Origin of the sequence: Arenibacter sp. 6A1, from assembly GCF_012272855.1 — a bacterium.
Taxonomy (GTDB): Bacteria; Bacteroidota; Bacteroidia; order Flavobacteriales; family Flavobacteriaceae; genus Arenibacter.
The window spans coordinates 110,408-133,409 of the sequence record NZ_JAAXCQ010000004.1; the positions used below are offsets into that span (position 1 = coordinate 110,408).

Annotated in this window: 9 protein-coding genes and 3 tRNA genes; 8 read left to right on the forward strand and 4 right to left on the reverse strand. The window is 38.1% G+C overall.

Annotated features, from left to right (window positions below; genetic code table 11):
• Positions 1-4 precede the first annotated feature (4 nt).
• Both HCG49_RS04505 and HCG49_RS04510 read right to left on the reverse strand, forming a co-directional pair.
• Entirely contained in the window at positions 5-2,074 is a 2,070-nt protein-coding gene (locus tag HCG49_RS04505) for a GDSL-type esterase/lipase family protein (RefSeq protein WP_168468362.1), read from the reverse strand.
• Between the two features lie 84 nt (positions 2,075-2,158).
• Positions 2,159-3,064 (reverse strand): dihydrodipicolinate synthase family protein, encoded by a 906-nt coding sequence (locus tag HCG49_RS04510; RefSeq protein ID WP_168468363.1) that lies wholly within the window; start codon positions 3,062-3,064, stop codon positions 2,159-2,161.
• A 348-nt stretch (positions 3,065-3,412) separates the two neighbouring features.
• Between HCG49_RS04510 and HCG49_RS04515 the strand changes: the two genes are divergently transcribed.
• Positions 3,413-6,664 (forward strand): SusC/RagA family TonB-linked outer membrane protein, encoded by a 3,252-nt coding sequence (locus HCG49_RS04515; protein ID WP_168468364.1) that lies wholly within the window; start codon positions 3,413-3,415, stop codon positions 6,662-6,664.
• An 11-nt stretch (positions 6,665-6,675) separates the two neighbouring features.
• On the forward strand, positions 6,676-8,181 hold the full coding sequence (locus HCG49_RS04520) for a RagB/SusD family nutrient uptake outer membrane protein (protein WP_168468365.1): 1,506 nt from the start codon (positions 6,676-6,678) through the stop codon (positions 8,179-8,181).
• A 1,511-nt stretch (positions 8,182-9,692) separates the two neighbouring features.
• Here HCG49_RS04520 and HCG49_RS04525 read toward each other — a convergent pair.
• Entirely contained in the window at positions 9,693-10,094 is a 402-nt protein-coding gene (locus HCG49_RS04525; RefSeq protein ID WP_168468366.1) for a response regulator, read from the reverse strand.
• 659 nt (positions 10,095-10,753) lie between these two features.
• Here HCG49_RS04525 and HCG49_RS04530 point away from each other — a divergent pair.
• Entirely contained in the window at positions 10,754-15,079 is a 4,326-nt protein-coding gene (locus HCG49_RS04530) for a PAS domain S-box protein (RefSeq protein WP_168468367.1), read from the forward strand.
• A 451-nt stretch (positions 15,080-15,530) separates the two neighbouring features.
• On the opposite strand, the gene HCG49_RS04535 is transcribed toward HCG49_RS04530, so the two are convergent.
• Positions 15,531-15,932, reverse strand: a complete 402-nt coding sequence (locus HCG49_RS04535; protein ID WP_168468368.1) for a response regulator — start codon at positions 15,930-15,932, stop codon at positions 15,531-15,533.
• A 657-nt stretch (positions 15,933-16,589) separates the two neighbouring features.
• On the opposite strand from HCG49_RS04535, the gene HCG49_RS04540 reads away from it, so the two are divergent.
• The 5 genes from HCG49_RS04540 to HCG49_RS04560 all read left to right on the forward strand — a co-directional run bounded on the left by HCG49_RS04540 (position 16,590) and on the right by HCG49_RS04560 (position 22,999).
• Positions 16,590-20,903 (forward strand): PAS domain S-box protein, encoded by a 4,314-nt coding sequence (locus HCG49_RS04540; RefSeq protein WP_168468369.1) that lies wholly within the window; start codon positions 16,590-16,592, stop codon positions 20,901-20,903.
• Between the two features lie 231 nt (positions 20,904-21,134).
• The gene (locus tag HCG49_RS04545) at positions 21,135-21,899 is read left to right on the forward strand and encodes an exodeoxyribonuclease III (protein ID WP_168468370.1); all 765 of its coding nucleotides are present in this window, start codon (positions 21,135-21,137) and stop codon (positions 21,897-21,899) included.
• 614 nt (positions 21,900-22,513) lie between these two features.
• Positions 22,514-22,587, forward strand: a tRNA-Thr gene (locus HCG49_RS04550).
• A 168-nt stretch (positions 22,588-22,755) separates the two neighbouring features.
• Positions 22,756-22,837, forward strand: a tRNA-Tyr gene (locus HCG49_RS04555).
• A gap of 89 nt (positions 22,838-22,926) precedes the next feature.
• Positions 22,927-22,999: transfer RNA gene (locus tag HCG49_RS04560), tRNA-Gly, on the forward strand.
• Positions 23,000-23,002: the final 3 nt, after the last annotated feature.

Below are 23,002 nucleotides of genomic sequence, written 5' to 3' on the forward strand. Positions count from 1 at the left end.
TGGTTTAATTGGTCACATTAGAAAAGGTTGCGGCAGGCAACTTTTCTTTATTAATTAGATTGCCATCGGTATAAGAAGTGTATCCATATCTGACATATCTAGGTTTTTTTATTTTTTTTGATGTAAGTAACAGCACGTTCTTTTTGATCCTAGCCTTGGCGGGCACAAAAACCTTATCGGCTCCGGCTATCTGAATATCGCGCAACGCCTCTCCGTCTGAAGTGCCAAGGCCTTCTCCAAAAAGAAAATGTACTTCCAAGGTATCATCTTTTACGTTGACAAAATCGAACAAAGGTCCAGAATATGGTATATTCATCCCATAATTTTTTGCCAAGGCCGTTTTGGCCAATCGTTTTCCGAGCACCCATTTTTGTTTGGGATGCACATCGGTGGGGTGTCCTACATCCGAAGACACCACCATCCCTGTATTAGGAATGTCCAATAATTTTCTTTGGGAATCTCTAAACGCCCCCCAACCAGGCCTATTGATACTGCTAAGCTGCACATAATTAAATGGCATATTTGGATTATTCCAATGATTTCTCCAATCGCGCACCAAAAGGGCAAACAATCTGGAGTGCAACTGCTCTCGCTCTGCATTCGATTCGCCCTGGTACCAGATAACACCTTTGATAGGATAGTTTTTTATAGGATTAATACCGGCATCAAACAACATGGTAGGATCAAACGGATGTCTTGCTTTAACGCCTGACTCCCGCATATTCTGCATATTTTTTGCCTTGCGTTCATTTACCCATGGCTGCACAAGAGGGTGTTTGTGGGTATCGTTTAGCAAACTAATGGTTTCATGGGTTGTTTCCATGGCCTCCCTACTAATCCAACTTTGGGTGGTCGCCCCACCCACGGCGTTACATATGACCCCAATAGGAACATTTAATTGCTTTTGAAGATGATAGGCATAGGAGTAGGCTACGGCAGAAAAATTGGCCAACTCCTCCCCCGAGGCTTTATTCCACCCGGATGCTTCAAAATAATTTGCCGCATTACAATTTTGCAGTTCTTCCCTGGAAAAACTATGGTTGGAGGTTTGCGCCTTGCCATCCATAGAAAACAAAAAAACCTTGGTATTTAAGGAGTCTTTTAAAATAGTACGCCCCTGCTGGTCCTCTCTGACCTTAAAATCCATATTAGATTGTCCCGAGGCCAACCATACTTCACCTACATATACCTCCTTTATATTAACAGCCCCCGATTTTTTAGAATCTATAGTGAGTTTATAAGGTCCACCCGCCTTTTGTGATGGAAACTGAACACTCCATTCCCCATGAACAGACACTTTGGTTTGCAGTAATTCCCCATTAAAAGCAACACTAATCTCGTCCAAGGCATTGGCCGACCCGTGAACTTCTATGGGCAGGTTTCTTTGAAAAACCATGTTTTCGCCAAATAGCAAGGGCAGCTTTATGTCTCCATAATCCCCACTGATATAGCGATACATTTTATTGGCAATGATAGCAGCCCCTTCTTTGGCGGGGTGCAGATCATCTGCATAGTATTCCGGAAATCTATACAAGGGTTCATGCAAGTCAATTACATCAACCCCGGCTAGATCTTTCACTATTTCTATTTTAGCTTGAATTTCCTGATAATTTTCGCGCATCCCTTCTTCAAACCAATGATGACCAGAAAAAGAAGGACTCATTTTGGAAATCACCACCCTGGGTCGTGAAGGCAGCTCGCGATACGCCTGAATAAAGTCTAAGTAATCCTGTACAAATTCTTCCTTATGATCGGGCCAATTATTATTGCCTTGATCGTTTAGCCCTAGGTGAATAATCACCAGGTTCGGCATAAAGGATTTGGAGGCTTCAAAAACAGGCTTATCCCAATAAGGTTTATGACCATTCTTAAGCAATGTTGCCCCAGGAAACCCAAAGTTCATCACCTCATACCCATCGCCCAATAATTGCTGCAAGCGGTAGGGATAAGAATTCACTTCACGCTGCTCGACTCCTGTACCATAGGTTACACTATTCCCTACACAAGCAATCTTAACTTTTTGTGCTTGCAGGGAAAAAACCAAAAAAAAACCAATCCAAACTAGATTTCTCAAGACAATTAATTATCAGGTTTCAGGAAAATCTATAAGCATTATAAAATTTCCTGAAAATAAACAGCTTTACAAATTTTCAACAAACTATACCTTAGCGGTATGAGACATTATATCCAACGCCTCCAATTCTGCCTTAGCTTCTTTTAATTGAGCTTCGGAAAGAGTAGTATGCGGGAATCTACTTGGTCCACAATCGATCCCTAAAACTTTCATAAATGATTTTGCCGCTCCGTTAAAGCCACCTTTAGCGTTTAACACATCGACAAACTTCATAGATTTTGCTTGTAATGTTGCTGCCAATTCGTGATCACCTTTATTAAAAGCCTCTAACACGGCTAAGTATAATGGTGCTAAATGATTATAGGTACTTCCTACCCAACCATCGGCTCCAAAAGGCAAACTCGCCAAGAAAATCTCGTCAAAACCAAATAAAATATTTGCAGAACCATTATTGAAGTCCTTTGCGTATTTATAATCGATTAGATTGTTATTGGTAAATTTAATTCCAGCTAAATTCGGAATCTGCGGTGTTGCTAATTCCAAAAACTCGGCCATTGAGAAATTTGCACCGGTCAAGACAGGAATATGGTAATAGTAAAATGGAAGGTCTGGCGCACAGGCAGCAATTTCCTTACAGTATGCAATCAGCTTATGAATATCTGACAACCTAAAATAATAAGGTGCCAAAACAGCAATTCCGTCCATGTTATGATCGGCAGAATGTCTTGCCAAATCCTTGGCTACTTCTAAACTGGTGTCTCCAACATGATTGATTACAAAAAAATCTTCAGGCTTATTTTGGCCCCAAGCTTTTGCTATATCTTTTCTTTCCTCAACGGTCAAGGAAGTAAAATCTCCGGTAGAACCATTAATAAAAGCACCTTTAACACCATTTTTCTTTAAAAATTTCCCATATTTAGGAATTATATCTAAATTTAGCGAAGTATCCTCGTGCATAGGGGCATACGTCGCAGCAATAAGTCCATTCATCTTTTTTGTATTTAATATGTATTACATAATACAAACATACTCAAAGATTTTGAAGCGTACAACATAAATTCACACCAATTTACGCGACACCCATTAATCTTTTTTAACATTTATAGCGCTTCCAAGAAACAATCTAACCTTCTTAGCGCTACCACCTTACATATCTCTACTTCCGAACAATTACACATTGAAATACAGCTACTTAAAGGTATTAATAACATTTATTACATATAATGGACGGTTATTAAAAATCAAACAAGTTAAATGCGCAAGAAAATATTCTAAATATTTTGTTAATAATATTTTTTTCTTTAGTATTGCATTATGTAATACATAATAACTAACAACATGAAACAAAAAAACAAACTAATTCATTACGTACTTACGGTAGCAGCTTTCTTGCTATTTAGCGGTACGTATGCACAAGAAAAAACAGTCACCGGGACTCTTTCCGATGGCAGTGGACAACCCCTTCCAGGGGCAAACGTTTTGGTAAAGGGAACCACCACAGGTACCCAAACTGATTTCGATGGTAACTATTCCATCCTAGCCAGTCCAAACGATGTATTGGTATTTAGTTACCTAGGGTTTACGACCCAAAACATAGTGATAGGAGACAAAACTGTCATCAATGTTACTTTATTAGAAGACGCTTCAGTTTTAGATGAAGTAGTTGTTACTGGTTACGGTAGTCAGACTAGGGGAACCTTAACCACATCGGTTTCTAAATTAGACACTGAAATTTTGGAAACTTCTACGAGATCTAATGCTGCAACGGCCTTACAAGGTACCATTGCTGGTCTTAGGGTTACCAACAATACTGGTCAACCGGGTGCTACACCTTCTATCGTATTACGTGGAGGTACCAATTTTGACGGATCTGGTTCTCCGCTAATTTTAATTGATGGAATCCCAGGTTCTTTTTACGCCTTAAACTCTGATGATATTGAATCTATTGAAGTATTAAAGGATGCTGCGGCCACCGCTATTTACGGTGCTAGATCTGCCAATGGAGTTATTTTGGTAACGACTAAATCTGGTAAAACAGGAAAATCCTCTATTAACTATAAATACAAGTATAGTATCAATGAGGAAAGAAATGGTCAAAAGTACTTAAGCGGCGCCGATTTCTTAAACTACAACAGACAAGGACATGCCTATTCTGAACAAACACGTGGGAACCCAAACTTCATCCGTCAGTTTATCAATGGAGACAACTCTTTTGGTATCGGAGGAAACACAACCAATTCTCCTTTCACCACTCAGTTGTTAACAGCAGACAACCAATACTTATTAAACCAACCAGGATGGAAATCCATTCCTGATATTTTAGATCCTAGCAGACAGATTTTATTTTATGACAATAAAAATGTAGGCGACCGTATCTATCAAGACAGTGCTACAAAAGACCATTATTTATCTTTTGACGGTGGTAACGAAGACGGAAACTACTACTTAGGTCTTGGACTTTTAGATAATGACGGTTTAATTTTAGGATCTGGATTTAAAAGATATTCAGGAAAATTTACAGGGTCTTATAAAATTACTGACAACGTAAAAGTAAACTCTAATGTTTTATACTCTCACTCTAACTTAAGTTTAAGTCCATTGGGAGGTGATGATACGGTATTTAGAAGGTTCCAAGGTCAGGCCCCTACTTCTAGGGATTACGACAACAACCCTGACGGTACATGGTCCGATGTTTATGCAGTAGGACAAAACCAAGGTTTTGGTAACCCATTGTACTATCAAGATAAATTTGTTAGAAAAAACTTAGAACAACGTTTATCGGCTTCGGTTGGTATCGACTGGAGCATTTTAGATGAGTTAGTACTATCTGTAGACGGAAGTCACTTTGCCATCAACAATCACAACGAGAGCTTTAACAGGGCTTATAGAGTAGGAAGTACTACTGGACCTTTACGTACAGCACGTGAGGCTTCGGTTAGCTTAGGCAGAACTTTAAGAAATCAGTTGACTGGTACTTTAAATTATAACAAGTCATTTGGTAACCATAATTTCAATGCATTGGTTGGAACAGAATACTACAAGGACAATTTCTTTACAACCTCTGCTGGAACAAGAAATTCTCCTACAGACTTAATTGAAACTTTGAATGCAGGAGCAGAAGCTGATGGTATTCCTTCTAGTTTTGAAACAGAATATGTAATCGTTTCTACTTTTGGACGTTTATTGTATGATTTTGACAATAAGTATTTGATCAGTGGTACTTTTAGACGTGATGGATCTTCGAGATTAGGAAACCAGAAATTTGGATTTTTCCCAGGGGTTTCTGCAGGTTGGAATGCCCACAATGAAGATTTCTTTATCGAATCTAACTTAAACAAGTATATCACTAGATTAAAACCAAGATTAAGTTACGGGGTGAACGGAAACCAGGATGTTTTAAGCAATTATGGTGTTTTCGGATCTTATGGAAGTCAAGGTGTTTACAATGGTCAAACTGGCTATGCCAACTCTTCACTACCTACCTTAGATTTAAAATGGGAAAAGTCGACTACCTTTAATGCTGGTTTGGATATCTCATTTTTGGACAACAGACTTTCTTTAATTGCCGATGTATACTCTAGAGATATCAAGGACAAACTAGCGAACTTAACATTGCCTTATTGGACTGGTTTCAGCAGTATTTTAACCAATAACGGTACTATTAGAAACAAAGGTTTTGAACTACAGGTTGATGCTAACATTATTAGCACTGAAGATATCAGCTGGAATGTTGGAGCTACTTTTACCTCTAACAAAAACTATGTGATTAAACTTCCTGAAAATGATAATGACTTAAACAGACAGGGAGGAGAATTAATCTGGAACCCTAAGACTGGTGAAGAAGAATGGACAGGTGGTTTCCAAGAAGGACAACGATCTGGTAACGACCTTGTTATAGCTTTTGAGCAAGAGCGTATTTATGCCACTCAGGCCGAAGCCGATGCAGACAATGCTATCACGGACGAATATATGCCAGCAGCTAGCCGTAACAAACGTTGGGCCGGTGATGTTAAATGGGTAGACCAAAATAACGATGGTGTTATCAATAGTCTTGATAGAAAAGTAATTGGACGTACTACGCCTGACTTCATTGGAGGTTTGACCACTAATTTCAAATACAAGGATTTTAGCTTATTTGTTAAAACGGATTTTGCCACAGGACATTTAGTTTGGAATCATATCAATGCTAAAGGTTACGGACAAACTCAGGGTAACTTAAATCAGCCTATTCAAGTATTAGATTCTTGGACTCCTACCAACACCAATACAGATTGGCCACGTATGGTTTTTGTAAATGATGCAAAAAACATATGGAGAGGTAGTGAATCTTCTTATAGCTTACAAAACTACGCAAACCAACAATTCTGGGAAAAAGGAGATTATTTAGCGCTTAGAGAGGTAACTTTAAGTTATAATGTCCCTGCAGAGTACTTTAAAAATACCATCAAAAGACTGAACGTTTACGTAACCGGCTCTAACTTACATTACTTTAAGAGTATGAGTGGTGATACCCCAGAAATTGGTGGTGTTCAATACGGAGCATTCCCGCTTCCAAAAACGATAACGATAGGACTTAATCTAACATTTTAAATAGTAGCAAAATGAAAAAATATATTTATATACTATTAGCTGCCGTTAGTTTGACTGCCTGCGAGAGCGAGCTTGAACTAACCAGTCCCAGCGAATTGACCGCAGCTGGATTCTGGGATACAGAAGAAGGGGTGAGAACCGCGCATACTGGATTGTATGCGAACTTAAGATCTTCCGCCGATGAATTTTGGCTATTGGGAGAAATGAGAAGTGATATTTGGGGTGGACGTACGTACGAATCCGCATCAAACACTTCCTTGATCGAATCTAATATTACTGTTGCTACAGCTCCTTTTGGTGGTTGGGCAGGTTTATACACAAGAATTCATAGAATCAATGACTTTTTGGCAAATATTCCAAATGTAACCTTTGTCAATGAAGACGAAAAGGACCACCTTATTGGACAGGCTTATGGTTTAAGAGCGTTGTACTACTACACCTTGTTAAAGACATGGGGCGATGTGCCAATTTCTTTAGAGCCATTAACAGATGTTGACCCGGCTGCATTAAGCAAGCCTAGATCTCCACAGAGTGAAGTAATGAGCCTGATCAAATCCGATATTCAAGCCTCTTTAAGCGCTTTTGGATCGGACGGAAGCTTCTTTAACAACAGTAGAGTGTATTGGTCAAAAGCCGCTACATTGGCCCTTAAAGGTGACGTATATATCTGGTCTGGTAATTTATTGGGCGGCGGTAATGCCGATTTCACGGAGGCTAAAAATGCCCTACAACAAGTTGAGGCTTTAGGAGCTAGCTTAACCAGTGATATCTCCGAGCTATGGGGAGTGCCGAACGAAAATAACAGCGAATTTATTTTTGCCATCCAATACAAGCAAGATGAAGCGTCTAACTTCTACAATAGCTTAACAGGTAGAAGTACCGAGATCAACCCTCAGTTTAATGATAACGGGGAATCTATGAGCGATTTTGTAATCGCTGGCGCCAACCGATATGGACAGTCAGAAAAAACCATATTGTTGTTAGATGACAATGACGATAGCCGTAAAGATGCTACCTTCATTAGATTGTACATCGATGATAATGGCGGTTTAGGATATCCTACTTATAATGAGCCTAAATATTTTGGTTCGGTCTTTAATAAGTTTTTAGGACAAGTGAACGGTTCTGAGCGTATTTTTGAAAATGATGTACCTGTGTACAGATATGCCGATGTACTATTGCTTTTGGCCGAAGCCAAAAACCATTTGGGTGAAAATCCAGCTGGAGAAATCAACCAAATCAGAGAAAGAGCCTTCGGTGACAATTACAATCCACTAACCCACGCCTATATCAATGGTTCTAAAGAGGATAACGCCAACGCTATCTTAAATGAGCGTTACAAAGAATTCATTGGTGAAGGAAAAAGATGGTGGGATCTAAGAAGAGCTGGTAACAGCTATGTCTTTGACAATATCGAATTCTTAAGCCCAGGAGATGAGTTTAAACTGATTTTACCAATTACGACGGATATGATCGGTAGAAACCCATTATTGGAGCAATCACCAGGATATAATTAATATTAAGTTGAGTTAATAGTTGAGTTAGTTTTTTTTAAAGGAGGGGGTTGTGCCCCTCCTTTTTTATTTCCACAAAATCCCAAAATACCCTCTACAACAAGAAGGGAACGAACTGCTAAGAAACCAACCTTTCTTTCCTAAACCCTAGCAGCATTTCAAAGAAATACACCATCGCTTTCTGGTATTTAAGGTTTTGGTTAAAAGAGTGTTTTCGTTAACACTCCCACCTTTTACACGCTGACCTACCCCCATTGGTTATAAGTAACCCCAACAGTATCCCAAAACTATCCATTAAGACTTCCCTTCTTACTCGACCCTAGCACCCTAAGAAGATACGTTTAGTTCGCTGTAATCAACCACAAGCCTACTCCCCTCCTCAGGGCTTAAAATAGATATGTACTAAAAACTTCCTAATCTCCCTTTAGCAATCCATATAAGTATGTGACCTAAAAAAAAATAATTATTCACTATTATTTTTGTTAAATTTAACTAGAATTTCTAATCTAATTTCTTGAACAATTACGAGCAATTTTCTAGCTAAATTCCAAGCGGCACTCCCATATGTTAAAAAAACCCAACAAACCGTTAAAATGTTTACCTCCTTCTTTTAATTTAATAGGTTTGCCCCATGATTTACTGATATCAAGTGAATTATAAAAACGACAAAAAGAGGGCGTTGAATTTCGGGAACGCCCTCTTTATCTTTTTCTCCAGAATTTCCACAAATTTTCACCTCGCGGAGATCAGTACACTCACAAAATAATAGGCCGCAAAAACAATGCATATCGCGACAGCTTTTTTATCCACGGCCATATTCTTATACCATCCTATTTATTGTTGATATGGAATCAAAATTCTTTACACCTACAGCATTATAATTTGGGCGTTCCCTCCTTCGTCGGTCGGGCACTCCGCTATATCCCTTGCTACGCTGCGGGGATGCCGCTGCGGTCCCTAACGCTTTTTCAATAAACAATTAGCAGTTAACAATAATATAGGAAGAATGGCCCCTACCTCATATAGTGGCAAAGTATCCTTATTAAACCCTGATCAAAGAGAAAAACTCGTTATCTTTAATAATGAAATTAATATCTAAAAACGGTCAACGCTAATTAGGGAAGTACAGTTAATTGTTCCTTGTTGCGAATAGGATAGTTTGAGATAGAAATCGGCCTAGGAGATTCGCCAAAACCAATAGATTCCTAAGAATAAAAAATTGTCCCTAAAAAATGAAACGAACCTTGGTGATAAGTTTTTGCAGCGCGAGGAAGTTGTGCTTATAAAAGAGAAAAAAAAACCGACTTTATAAGCCTTGGAAAAAAGGCTAAGAAGGCGACTCGTATCACCCTAACTTTCACAGGCAAATAAAAACTCGTAAAATGTGCTTCACCTGATCAGTATTGAAGCTATAGTTGGAAATAAGATTCTGAAACTTCGCCCCTATCCTAACTTTACCGTCAAACGGTCATCAAAAAAAAAAGAATAAACAGAAGACTACGAAATACCAGCAACTAAGCCACCTTAAATTCATTTAAAAAAGGCTCCTTTACAAGCTGACTTAATTGTGCAATACTAAACGGTTTTACAAAATACTCTTGCACTAAATTATACTGCTGGGCTTTAGCCCTATCGGCTTCACTAAAAGAAGAACTGACGATGGCAATAAAGGTATTAGCGCTATTGCGTACCGACGGTAAATTATCTAAAAACTCCCAGCCGTTCATCACAGGCATATTAATATCTAATAGAATCAACAAATCTATAGCATCACTAAGCTGGTCTTCTATATAATCTAGAGCCTCTTTACCATTATAAAAGACAACAGGCTCTTGCAAACCTGCTTTGGTACAGATTTTTTTATGCAATAAACAATTAAGTTTATTGTCCTCTATTATTAGTACTTGCCTGTTCATGGTCGGGTGATATTTTTGAGGAAAGCATCTATGAAGCAGACTCTTTTCTCTTTTAGGGGGTTTTCTTTAATCAATACTGTACTTTTCTACTAGCCTAATTAGCAGCGTACAAAATTAGTTTATTTGTAAGAAATATAATCAATTATGTTAAGGAATGATATAATTTTTATAAAATCCGTATTTTAATACCTACAAAAAAACAGGAGCAATAATGGCTAACACCTACTAATATTAAATTCACAAAGTTATAATAGGTTTTTTAACTCCCAAAAAACATGGACCATCAGTAAAATTGTACTGTCCAAGAATTTAAGAGTATCAATAAAATTTATTGCAGGCAAAACCATAACAATACATCAACAACTTTTGACTTAAACCTTACAGTTTACCGAATATTTATGCTTTTTAACGGATTTTATAATAGTTTTGTCTATCATTGTTCCGACAAATTTGACCTTAAAAGCTAGGTAGAACTTATGATAATTCGCACGCAAAATTAATTATAATTACAGGCATTTATGGTTTTCATCTGTTATCAAACCGTTAACTCTTAGTTTTTTTCTATAAATAAAAAGCCCCCTTAACAGCATTTAAGGTGTAAAAATTATGTAAATTACATAATACTTAATTATTGTATAAGGGATATTTAAATTAAAAATATGGCCATCCAAAGCGTATCGGCGCTCCCTTCCTACTCTCCCCTTCAACTGACATCTAAATCTTACGATGATATTTGTCAATTGGCGGCATTTATTTGTAGTTCTTTGTCCACGGAAGTTGCGCTATTAGAAGTTCCAAAACATATTTACACCCCATCAGAAGTAACCACCTTAAAGGAAACTGCGTTAGAAAAATTATTTAAAAACCATCTTCGCAACACTCCCAACGAAATTTTTATTATTGAGAACAGCGAAAAAGACCAAAGACTTTCGGAAAAAACAGCAAGCGGCACGGGCAGCCTTCCTGCTTTTATGGCCTTTGTTCCTATCCTAGATAAAAATGAAATAGTAGTAGGAGTCCTCAGTATTCAGGATAATACACCCAAAAAGCTGACTCCAGAACAAGCTACAGCGCTGAAGGTATTAGCTAGGCAAGCCTTAGCATTGCTGCCGCCCCAAGAGGCCCTACAAAAAACCAATGACCCTAAAACAGAGGCAGCGCTCGTCGAAGGAGCGAAAACGAATGCGCTTTTAACGCAAAAAAAAATTGAGAAAAAGATTGAATCGGCAGACCCAGGTGCTACTTCTTTAATTCAAGCAGGCTATAACCTGTTATCCGTTATTGACGCACAAGGTAATTTCAGGTTTGTGGGTGATGCCTTAAGTTTTTCCATAGACTATACTTCCCAGGAGCTGCTCGAAACCAATATTTTCAGTTATGTACATCTAGAAGACCGCGATAAAGCTATTTACAACTTTTCTCAGTTCCTTCAAGGAAAACCCTTTACCTCTATGGCCTATAGAATTAAACATAAATCTGGTCGCTGGAAATGGTTTGAAATTATAGTTATCAATATGATTTCCGATCCTGATGTTCAAGGCGTTGTTATTAATGCCAAGGACATTACTGAAAAGAATGAATTAAAACATCAATTAGCAATCTCGGAAGAAAAATACCGCTTACTTTTTGACCTTAGTCCATTACCTAAATACATCTATGATATAGACTCCTTACATATTATTGATGTTAATGAGGCCATGATTAAACTTTATGGCTACAGTAGAACGGAATTCCTGACCATGACGGCCATAAATCTTAGACCAAAAGAGGAAGTCTCAAAATTTATAGCGGCCACACAAAAAAACAAAGAACAAGATAGCGCCATTAAATTTGGGGTCTTTACGCACAAAAAGAAAAATGGCGACTTATTAAGAATAGAAGTTACCGGCCACTATTTAAGGTATAATAATCTAAATTGTTTGATGGTAGCCTGTAAGGATGTCACCGAAGCAGAAAAACGACTACAGGCAATAGAACTATCGGAGCAAAAATTGAAACAAGCCACTACTATTGCCAAACTAGGGTACTGGAGTGTTGATTTTCCTCCCCATCTGCCAAAATGGTCCGATGAAATCTATAACATCTGGGGAAGAGATAAGGAAACGAACCTAAATAGCTTTGAAAATTTTTTGAGCACCATCGTTGAAGCTGATCGAAAAGTTTTTTTAGAGACAAATGATGATGTGTTTTCTGGAAAGAAAGAACAAGACTGTGTGTTTAGGATTATGCAACCGAACGGTCAAATAAAATGGATCCATTGTTTAGGGCGCTTGATAAAAGATGCTGCCGGTAATCCTTTAAGGGTTGAGGGAACGATACAAGACATCACCCAGCAAAAAAAGGAAGAACAAGAGCTACGTCTGTTAGAGTCAGTGGTAACCCATACCAAGGATGCGGTCATGATCACAGAAGCAGAGCCCTTTGACGAACCTGGACCTAGAATTCTCTATGTCAATGATGCCTTCACTAAAATGACCGGCTATACGGCCGAGGAGGTGTTGGGCAAAAGTCCTCGAATCTTGCAAGGGCCAAAATCTGACAAGGTAGCCTTAAAAAAATTAGGAGAAGCCATGCGTCGCTGGGAGCCTTGCGAAACTACCGTTATCAATTATAAAAAAAACGGGGAAGAATTTTGGATCAATTTTTCCCTGAATCCGGTTGCCGATGGAAGTGGCTGGTACACCCATTGGATCTCCATAGAAAGGGATGTTACCAAACAGAAAAACTTGGAACTCCAGAAAAAATTACTGACCGACATCAGTAGGTTGTTCAGCCAGCAAGAGGATCTTTACCCCTGTTTAAGAAGCGTGCTACAATTAATTGTTTCTTATAAAAACTTTACCATCGGTGAAATCTGGATACCGGATACAGATAACAAACAATTACAGTTGGTCGCCACCTATACCGAGAAAGATTGCGGCAAAATCTTTTATGCCAACAGCAAAGAGGTACAGTTTTTTGAAAAAGGCGAAGGCTTACCAGGAAAGGTTTGGGAAGAACAACGGCTACAAAAATGGGAAGATTTAAATAAAAGAGAGGACTTTGTAAGAAGAAAAGCTACTGAAAACTCTTCTTTGGATATTGCTGTTGGAATCCCCTTGACCCACAACCAAGAATTAGTAGGCATCCTAGTGGTTGGCTTAGAAAAAGCCATGTACCACCATAGCTTGGAAGGCGAATTGTTTGAGCAGATTTCTACCTATTTAGGAGAAGAAATAAAGCGAAAACGACTAGAAATAGAACTCGATCAGATTTTTAAGTTTGCCCCAGATATCATTTGTATCGCGGGGAAAGACGGTTACTTTAAAAAAATAAATCCGGCTGCTACCAAAATCCTAGGATATACGGAAGAAGAATTATTAAGTAGGCCTATTCTAGAATTTATACATCCGGATGACCGAGAAATTACATCCCAGACCTATAGACCGGACAATCTCCAAAAGGAAATCAAAAAATTTCAAAACCGTTATATCGCAAAAAACGGAGAAACTGTTTGGCTTAACTGGAACACCAGCCCTGCTCCGGACAAAGGGGTAACCTTTGCCATTGCCGATGATATCACGGAAACCAAAGAATTACAGCAACTCTTGGATATGGCCAATAATTTGGCCGAAATAGGAAGTTGGGAAATGAATCTGGAGACAAATGAAATTTATTGGTCAGAAATTACCAAGAAAATATATGAGGTAGCTCCCAATTACCAACCTACTCGTGAATCCTATATAAATTTTCAAAAAGACGATAAATATTTCAAAAGAATCGCCAATAAGGTGGAAGCAGCAATAAACCAGGGTATTTCTATAGATTATGACATGCCTATTATTACGGCAAAAGGCAAGGAACGATGGGTACGAGTCATTGGAAAACCCGAATTTAAGGACGGGAAATGTGTTCGTTTTTATGGGAGTATTCAAAATATCCAAAAACTAAAGCTTACCCAATTAGCGCTTCAAAAGGCCTTTAAAGAAAATAATCGAATATTGGAAAGTATCGGGGAGGCCTTTATTTCGATAGACAAAAACGGTGTCATCACCTATTTTAATCAACAGGCAGAAGATTATTTGGGAATATCGCGTAGAAAGGTGGTGGGCCAATATTTATGGGATGTCATTCCTAAAAACAATCCCATTTACGCTAAGTATAAAAATTTTGAGAACCTCCTAGATAAAAAAAAGAAAATCAACTTTGAGGAATACCATCCCGAATCAAAAAAATGGTTCGAGCTAAACATATACCCTTCTAACCAGGGCATGTCTGTCTTTATTAAAGATGTCAGTGAAAGAATGGAGGCGGAAGAAAAGATTAAAAAATCGAACGAGCGTTTCGAAAAGGTTAGTCAAACTACCAACGACTGCATTTTAGATTGGGATATTTCTAATAACATTTTATTCTTAAGTGACGCCTTTACAAGCTTATTTGGCCATAATAATTCCCCAGGACAAAATTTAGAGGGATTATGGGACCTTTATATTCATCCCGAAGATTCAAAAACGATCATGGAATCCCTTGAAAAAGCGCTTCACGACCCGAAAATCAACAAATGGGAGGCAGAATACCGCTTTCAAAAAGCGGATGGGAATTACGCTTATGTACTCGAGAAAGGAATCATCATAAGAAATAGAAAAGGAAAGGCTGTTCGAATGGTAGGCGTAATGTCCGATATTACCTATCGTAAAAATTATGAAGAGTCCTTAAAGAAACTCAACCGGGAATTAAAGAAACACTCCCTTAATATCGAAAACCAAAACAAGGTCCTCCGAGACATTACCTGGACCCAATCGCATGTGGTCAGGGCTCCCGTAGCTCGGTTAATAGGTATTGTAGATCTTTTTAAGGAAGACATGTTAGATGCCAAGGAAAAGGAAGAAATGTTAGACCATATCCTTGCCACCACCCAGGAAATAGACGAAATCATTTCCGATATTGTCAAGAAATCCGAATCGTTAAGCGATATGGAAAATCTAGAGAAAAATACGCAAGAATAGCCTTTTAAATAGAAAATTGAGTGGCTTACAACTATCGATATCCTATTTTTTAATCGATGTAATACACTAAGAAAAAATAATCTAGTACCTCTTAGGACCTGCCTAAGGCAGGTCCTAAGAGGCTTCATCTAGCATCAGGGCTAGCCAAATGAAGTAGCGCTCTAGGTTGTTTTTTAATGAAAAACCCCTTAAAAGCCTATTTACGCCTAGAAATAAATGCACCCATATAACAACTCAATATCAAGAAATTACACCTATATTACAACATGTAAATGTGGCAGATAGAAACCAAAACAGGCTATCTAAAATAATAGCACTGATGTTCCCTACAGTTTAAAACGGCAACTATAAAAACTTTTTATGATTCCTTAGGCGTATCTAAGAAATAGTCTGGGACTGAAAAAATAAGGTATTCAAAGCATGGAGACCAGAAGAAATGAGAATAAAATATCTATGCCTCCTTAAATACATTTAAAAAAGGCTGATTTAAAAGCTTTCTTAATTGTGCAATACTAAATGGTTTTACAAAATACTCTAGCACTAAATTATACTGTTGGGCTTTAGCCCTATCGGCTTCACTAAAAGAAGAACTTACGATGGCAATAAAGGTATTAGGACTATGGCGTGCCGCCGGTAAATTATCTAAAAACTCCCAGCCGTTCATCACAGGCATATTAATATCTAATAAAATCAACAAATCTATGGCATCATTAAGCTGTTCTTCTATGTATTCTAGCGCCTCTTTACCATTATAAAAAACAACAGGTTCTGGTAAGCCTGCCTTGGTGCAGATTTTTCTATGCAATAAACAATTAAGTTTATCATCCTCTATTATTAGTACTTGCCTATTCATGGTCAGGTGATATTTTAAGGAAAACACCTAAAAAGAAGGCTCTTTTCACCTTTAGGTTTTTTCTGTAATCATTACTGTACTTTTCTTCTAGCATCATTATTAAGGCGCAAAATTACTTTATCTGTAAGAAATATTATCAATTATGCTAAAGAATGGTATAGTTTTTACAAAATCCGTATTTTAACACTTACAAAAAACAAGAGTAATAATATCCAACACCTACTAATCTTAAATTCATAAAATACTAATCAGTTATTTAATACCTCGAAATATGCAGCATCACTAAAAATATACTGTCCTAGAATTTAAGAGTATAAACTATTATTAAGTCCGAAAAAACCTTCTTTTCAAAGAGTAACAACTCTCCCTGAACTAGTATTTCAACGAGTACTTACGCTTTTAAACGAATTTTCTTATAGTTTTAACTGTTGGTTTTAGATTTATATTAAATAACAAATCCTAGGTATCATAAATAATGCGTCGTACTACACCGCATTTCCAAAATAGCTAATAAATAGTTAAATTAATACTCTTTTACACCTTCAAGATGGGACTTAACTGATTTTAACATAAAAAAACATGATCTTTGTCTTTAGGCAAAAAGACTTTAAGTACTTAAAAAACTAAGGGGAATTTCCCACTTTAAGCTAAAAAAATATGGCTAATAGCAAGCTTGCAACCCTCCCTTCTTATTCTGCTTTAAAATTGACATACAAATCTTACAAAGATACTTGTCAATTGGCTGCATTTATTTGCAATACCCTATCCTCTAATGTTGCCTTGCTAGAAGTTCCTAAAAACCTTCAGCCTTCATCGGAAGATATAATTTTGACAGGGACAGGGCTTGAAGCTTTGGTCAACGAATATTTGCAAAATAACCCCCAAGACCTATTGCTAATAGAGAACAGCAAAAAGGATGCAAGACTTACAGAGAAAATAGAAAGAAACCCTATCCCACTTCCTGTTTTTATCGCTATTGTTCCCATTAAGAATGCCGCAAAAAAGACTATAGGGATCCTCTACATTCAAGATAGCTCCCCAAAAACCCTAAGTCCGGAACAATGCAAGGCGCTACAAATCGTAGCGAACCAAACCCTGCCATACCTACAGCCCGAGCAGTCCCTAGAAAAGGCCGTGCTTCCTAAAACGACCGAATCCCTTGAACCGAAGAAAAACACAAAAAAACTTACAACACAACAGAAAATACAGGAAAGTCTTGCGGCTTTAGACGCTAACGCTTCTACCCCATTACACGCCGGATATACGTTGAAAACGGTGTTAGATTCAAATGGGACTATAGGCTTTGTTAATTCAAGCTTCTGCTACACTCTAGATTACCCTTCCGAGGAGTTAGTAGGTAAAAATATTTTCAATTATATTCATCCAGAGGACCGGGAGAAAGTCACCCTTAACTTTTCACATTTTTTAGAGGAAAAGCCTTTTATTCCTGGCGCTTATAGAATTAAACACAAATCGGGCAGCTATTGTTGGTTTGAAGTAATAGCCATCAATATGATGACCGATCCCGACATTCAGGGCATTGTCATTAAGGCAAGGGATATTACAAAAAGAATAGCGTTAAAAGCTTCTGAAGAAAAATACCGCCTGCTTTTTGATAATAGCCCTTCCCCTAAATATATTTTTGAGATTGATTCCTTACAAATCATTGATGTCAACGAAGCCATGATAGCGCTTTATGGGTATCCAAGGGAGGAACTATTGGCTATGACGATAAAGGACCTAAGACCCATGGAAGAGGTTGGTAAATTAATGGCGGCCCTACAAATTAAACAACAAAAAGAAGGCACTATTAATTATGGCATATTTACGCACCAAAAGAAAAATGGCGACTTATTAAAAATTGATGTTACCGGCCACTATTTAAGGTACAACAATTTAAATTGCTTGATGGTAACCTGTAAGGATGTCACTGAAAAAGAAAAACGCCGACAAGCCCTGAAGCTTTCGGAGCAAAAACTAAAAACGGCTACTGCTATTGCCAAATTGGGCTACTGGAGTATGGACCTAAACCATAATTCCATATCCTGGTCCGATGAAATGTATGCTATTTGGGAAAGAAACAAAACTACTTTCGTTCTGAGTTTTGAAAATTTCCTCGCCACGATTCATCCTAGGGACCAAGAAAAATTCTTATCGGAACATTTTGCCACTTTATCAGGAAAAAAAGAACAAGATTTAAAATATCGTATCCTGCTTCCTTCGGGACAGTCTAAGTGGGTACATGGAATGGGCCGTTTGGTCAAGGACAGCCAAGACAACTCCCTAATATTTGAGGGTACTGTACAAGATATCTCCCAAATAAAAAAGGAAGAACAAGAGTTACGCCTATTAGAATCTGTGGTAACCAACACCACAGATGCGGTCATGATCACAGAAGCAGAACCCTTTGACGAACCCGGACCGCGAATTCTATATATCAATGATGCCTTTACAGCAATGACCGGCTATACGGCCGAGGAGGTATTAGGCAAAAGCCCTCGGATCTTACAAGGGCCAAAAACAGACAAAGTGGCCTTAAAACAACTAGGGGAAGCCATGCGCCGTTGGAAGCCTTGCAAAACTACCGTCATTAACTATAAAAAAAATGGGGAAGAATTTTGGAACAATTTTTCCTTAAACCCAGTTGCCGATGAAACCGGGATGTATACTCATTGGATCTCTATTGAAAGAGATGTTACCAAGGAAAAAAACTTGGAATTCCAGAAACAATTACTGACCGATATAAGTGTATTGTTCAGTCAGCAAGAAGCACTTCAGCCCTGTTTAAAAAGTGTTCTAGCGCTAATTGTAAATTTTAAAGATTTTACCCTTGGAGAAATCTGGCTGCCCGATTCCGAAAACAAACAAATACAGTTGGTCGCCACCTATACGGAGAAAGATTGTGGCCAACTTTTCTATGCCAACAGCAAAGAAGTACAATTCTTTGATAAGGGACAAGGCTTGCCTGGGACGGTTTGGGAAAAGCAACGCGTACAAAAATGGGACAACCTACATAAAAGAGACAACTTTATAAGGAGAAAATCCCTAGCAAACTCTTCTATGGACATGGCTATAGGGATCCCCCTAATCAATAACCAAGAATTGATAGGTATATTAGTGGTTGGCTTAGACAAAAAACTCTATCACCACGCGATAGAAGGTGAACTGTTCGAGCAGATTTCAATCTATTTAGGAGAAGAAATAAAGCGAAAACGACTAGAAATAGAACTTGACCAAGTATTTAAATTTGCCCCAGATATCATTTGTACCGCAGGGACAAACGGCTACTTTAAAAAAATTAATCCGGCAGCTACCAGAATCTTAGGATATTCGGAGGAAGAATTATTAAGCAGGCCTGTCTTTGATTTTGTTCACCCAGACGACCGGGAAATTACGGCCAATGTCTTTAAATCTTTCAATCTGGATCAAGGAATTAAAAATTTTCAGAACCGTTATATCTCCAAAAGCGGAAAGACAGTGTGGCTTAAATGGAATACAACTCCTGCTCCTGACAAGGGGATGATCTTTGCTGTAGCCGAAGATATCACGGAAACCAAAAAATTACAGGAACTTCTCGATATGGCCAATAATCTGGCCGAAATAGGAAGTTGGGAGATAAATCTAGAGACCAAGGAAGCATACTGGTCAGATATTACCAAGAAAATATATGAGGTAACCCCCAATTACCAGCCTACTTTTGAATTCTATGAAAATTTTCAAAAAGACGATAAATATTTAAAAAGAATCACCAATGAAGTAGAAGCAGCCATAAACCAGGGTGTTTCTATAGATTATGACATGCCTATTATCACCGCAAAAGGCAACGAGCGATGGGTACGGGTCATTGGGAAACCCGAATTTAAAGAGGGGAAATGTGTCCGTGTTTATGGGAGTATTCAAAACATCCAAAAACTGAAGATTACCCAATTGTCCCTTCAAAAAGCCTTTAAAGAAAATAACAGGATATTGGAGAGTATCGGAGAGGCCTTTATTTCGGTAGACCAACATGGAGTCGTCACCTATTTTAACAAGTATGCGGAAGAGTATTTAGAGATTAACCGCAGGGAAATTGTAGGCCAATATTTATGGGATGTCATTCCTAAAAACAATTCCATTTACGATAAGTATAAAAGTTTTGAAAACCATTTAGAAGATAAACAGAAGATTCACTTTGAAGAGTTTCATCCTGAATCAAAAAAATGGTTCGAGGTAAACATTTACCCTTCTAACCGCGGCATGTCGGTATTTATTAAGGACGTCACCGAACGAATTGCGGCAGAAGAACATATCAAAAAATCGAACGAGCGATTCGAAAAGGTTAGTCAGACCACCAACGACTGCATTTCTGATTGGGATATTACCAACAACACTTTATTCTTAAGTGACGCCTTTACAAGCTTATTTGGCCATAACTATGGCAAAGGACAAAGCCTGGAGGAGATATGGAAAATATATTTGCATCCGGCAGATTCGAAAACGGTTATGGAATCTCTTGAAAAGGCACTCCACGACCCGAAAACCAACAAATGGGAGGCAGAGTATCGCTTTAAAAAAGCGGATGGGAAGTACGCCTATGTCTTGGAAAAAGGAATTATCATAAGAAATAGAGAAGGAAAGGCTATTCGTATGGTAGGTGTGATTTCTGATATTAGCTTCCGTAAAATTCATGAAAACTCCCTAAAGAAACTCAATCGGGAATTAAGGGAATACGCCATGAGTATTGAAAATCAAAATAAGGTACTCAGAGATATTACTTGGACCCAATCGCATGTGGTCAGGGCCCCGGTAGCGCGACTAATGGGAATTATAGATTTGTTCAAAGAGGATATGTTAAATCCTAAGGAAAAAGAAGAAATGCTAGACCATATCCTTGAAGCTACTCAGGAAATAGATGAAATCATTGCCAATATTGTCCAAAAATCCCAATCTGTAATCGATATAGAAAACTTGGAAAAAAACATCCTAGAATAGCGTAGCCATATGGTTGCTATAGGCAATTATAAAATCTGTATTTAGTACTGCTAAAGCAGCTTTTTAAGACAAAGTAAAATCAGAATAACATATAGAATCTTCCAACATAATTTAGGTATGCTCGGAGATTCTATATAACAGCAGTCTTCTTAAAACGGCTGTCTGGCAGCAATTAAATCCCCTATAACATCGTTCTTAAATTTAATATTCACCATTAACTTATAAAAGCCAATGAAAATTATATCTTGGAATGTCAACGGCATACGAGCTGCCGTGAAAAAAGAGTTTTTTGAATCCATAAAACTATTGGATCCGGACATACTATGTCTACAGGAAACCAAGGCGCAAGAAATTGAGGTTGCCAAGGCTACCGCCCCCTTACAAGGCTTTGCAAAATTTTACAATTCTGCCGAGAAAAAAGGATATTCGGGTACAGCCCTGTATTCTAAAGAGACACCCTTACAACTTACCAAGCTAGTACTACCTACAGAGGATGTCGATGAAGGAAGAATTCAATGCGCTGAATACGACAACTTTTATTTGGTAAACGTCTACGTGCCTAATTCTGGACAGCAATTGGACAGATTACCTATGAGAAAACAATGGGATGCCGAATTTTTGGAATACCTAAAAAATCTAGAAAAGACAAAACCTGTCATTGTCTGTGGCGATTTTAATGTAGCCCATACTCCTATGGACTTAAAAAACGACAAACAGAACTATAACAAAACTGCCGGGTATACCCAAGTAGAAATCGATGGCATGCAAAACTTGATCGATGCCGGATTTACGGACTCTTTTAGGCTCTTTCACCCCAACGAGGTTGCCTATACCTATTGGAGCTATAGGTTTAAGGCAAGGGAGCGGAATATAGGGTGGCGAATTGATTATTTCTTAATCAGTAAAAGTTTGGAAGGCAAAATAACCTCTGCAGAAATTTTTCCGCAAGTGTTAGGATCCGACCATTGCCCCATCGCAATAACTATTGATATCTAAGCAGCCATTTCAACAATGAACTTGTTTTACTCATTGTACTCCATGACATTGTCCCCGTTGCACTACGACCAGATGATCGGGAATCTGTCAATTCTTTTGATTCGAAAAAAATAGAAGATCTAAAAAGTTCTTATAATATCATGGAAAGGGCTTATAAGCTTAAAATGGACAGTGATTCCTTGTTTAAACTCAAAGAATGCGACCTTGTCGTCACCCAAGAGACTTAAAAAGTAATAGCTCCTTCTTTATAAAAGATAAAGAAGGTTCGTTAAAAATTAAGTCTGAGCCTAAAATCTATGTCAATAAAACCAAACACAGGGCAAAAATCCCCGCATATGGCGACCATTTTTTTTAAAAATAACCTATTCTTTGTTAAAGTCGCCCTCTAACTCCACCAAAAATGGCCTTATTATTAAAAAACAACTTGACAGTTCTTAAAACCCCAATCTTCCTAAACGCCTCTAACTTTCTGGTCTCCAATAAAAAAAGAAAAAGCCATTTCGTTCCTAAGATTTTGTCGGATAAAAAAATGTTTTTTTTTGCCCACGAAATAAATATTTATCTATATTTGCAGCCGTTGTGAGGACGCTAATATGCCAGATCAACAATATAGTGCCGATGTAGCTCAGCTGGCTAGAGCAGCTGATTTGTAATCAGCAGGTCGTGGGTTCGAGTCCCTCTATCGGCTCTAAAAAAACAAAAGTATATTATAGTTTTTGTTTAGTTTATTGAATTGGGTTGAAAAGCGACCGGGACTAGAAGTTTATCCCGAGCGTAGTCGAGGGGAGTCCCTCTATCCGCTCAAAGTATTGGAAATACCAATAGGTTTTTCAAGGTTCTTTTAAATATTAGTGTTGGGGAGATACTCAAGCGGCCAACGAGGGCAGACTGTAAATCTGCTGACTACGTCTTCGCAGGTTCGAATCCTGCTCTCCCCACTAAAGACCGAAAGGTTTTGGTATGAAAATACCGAAAAGTAATTTTTGAAATATTGGAAATATGTTTTAGGTTTGCCTAAAATTAAATTGCGGGAGTAGCTCAGTTGGTAGAGCGTCAGCCTTCCAAGCTGAATGTCGCCGGTTCGAACCCGGTCTCCCGCTCTA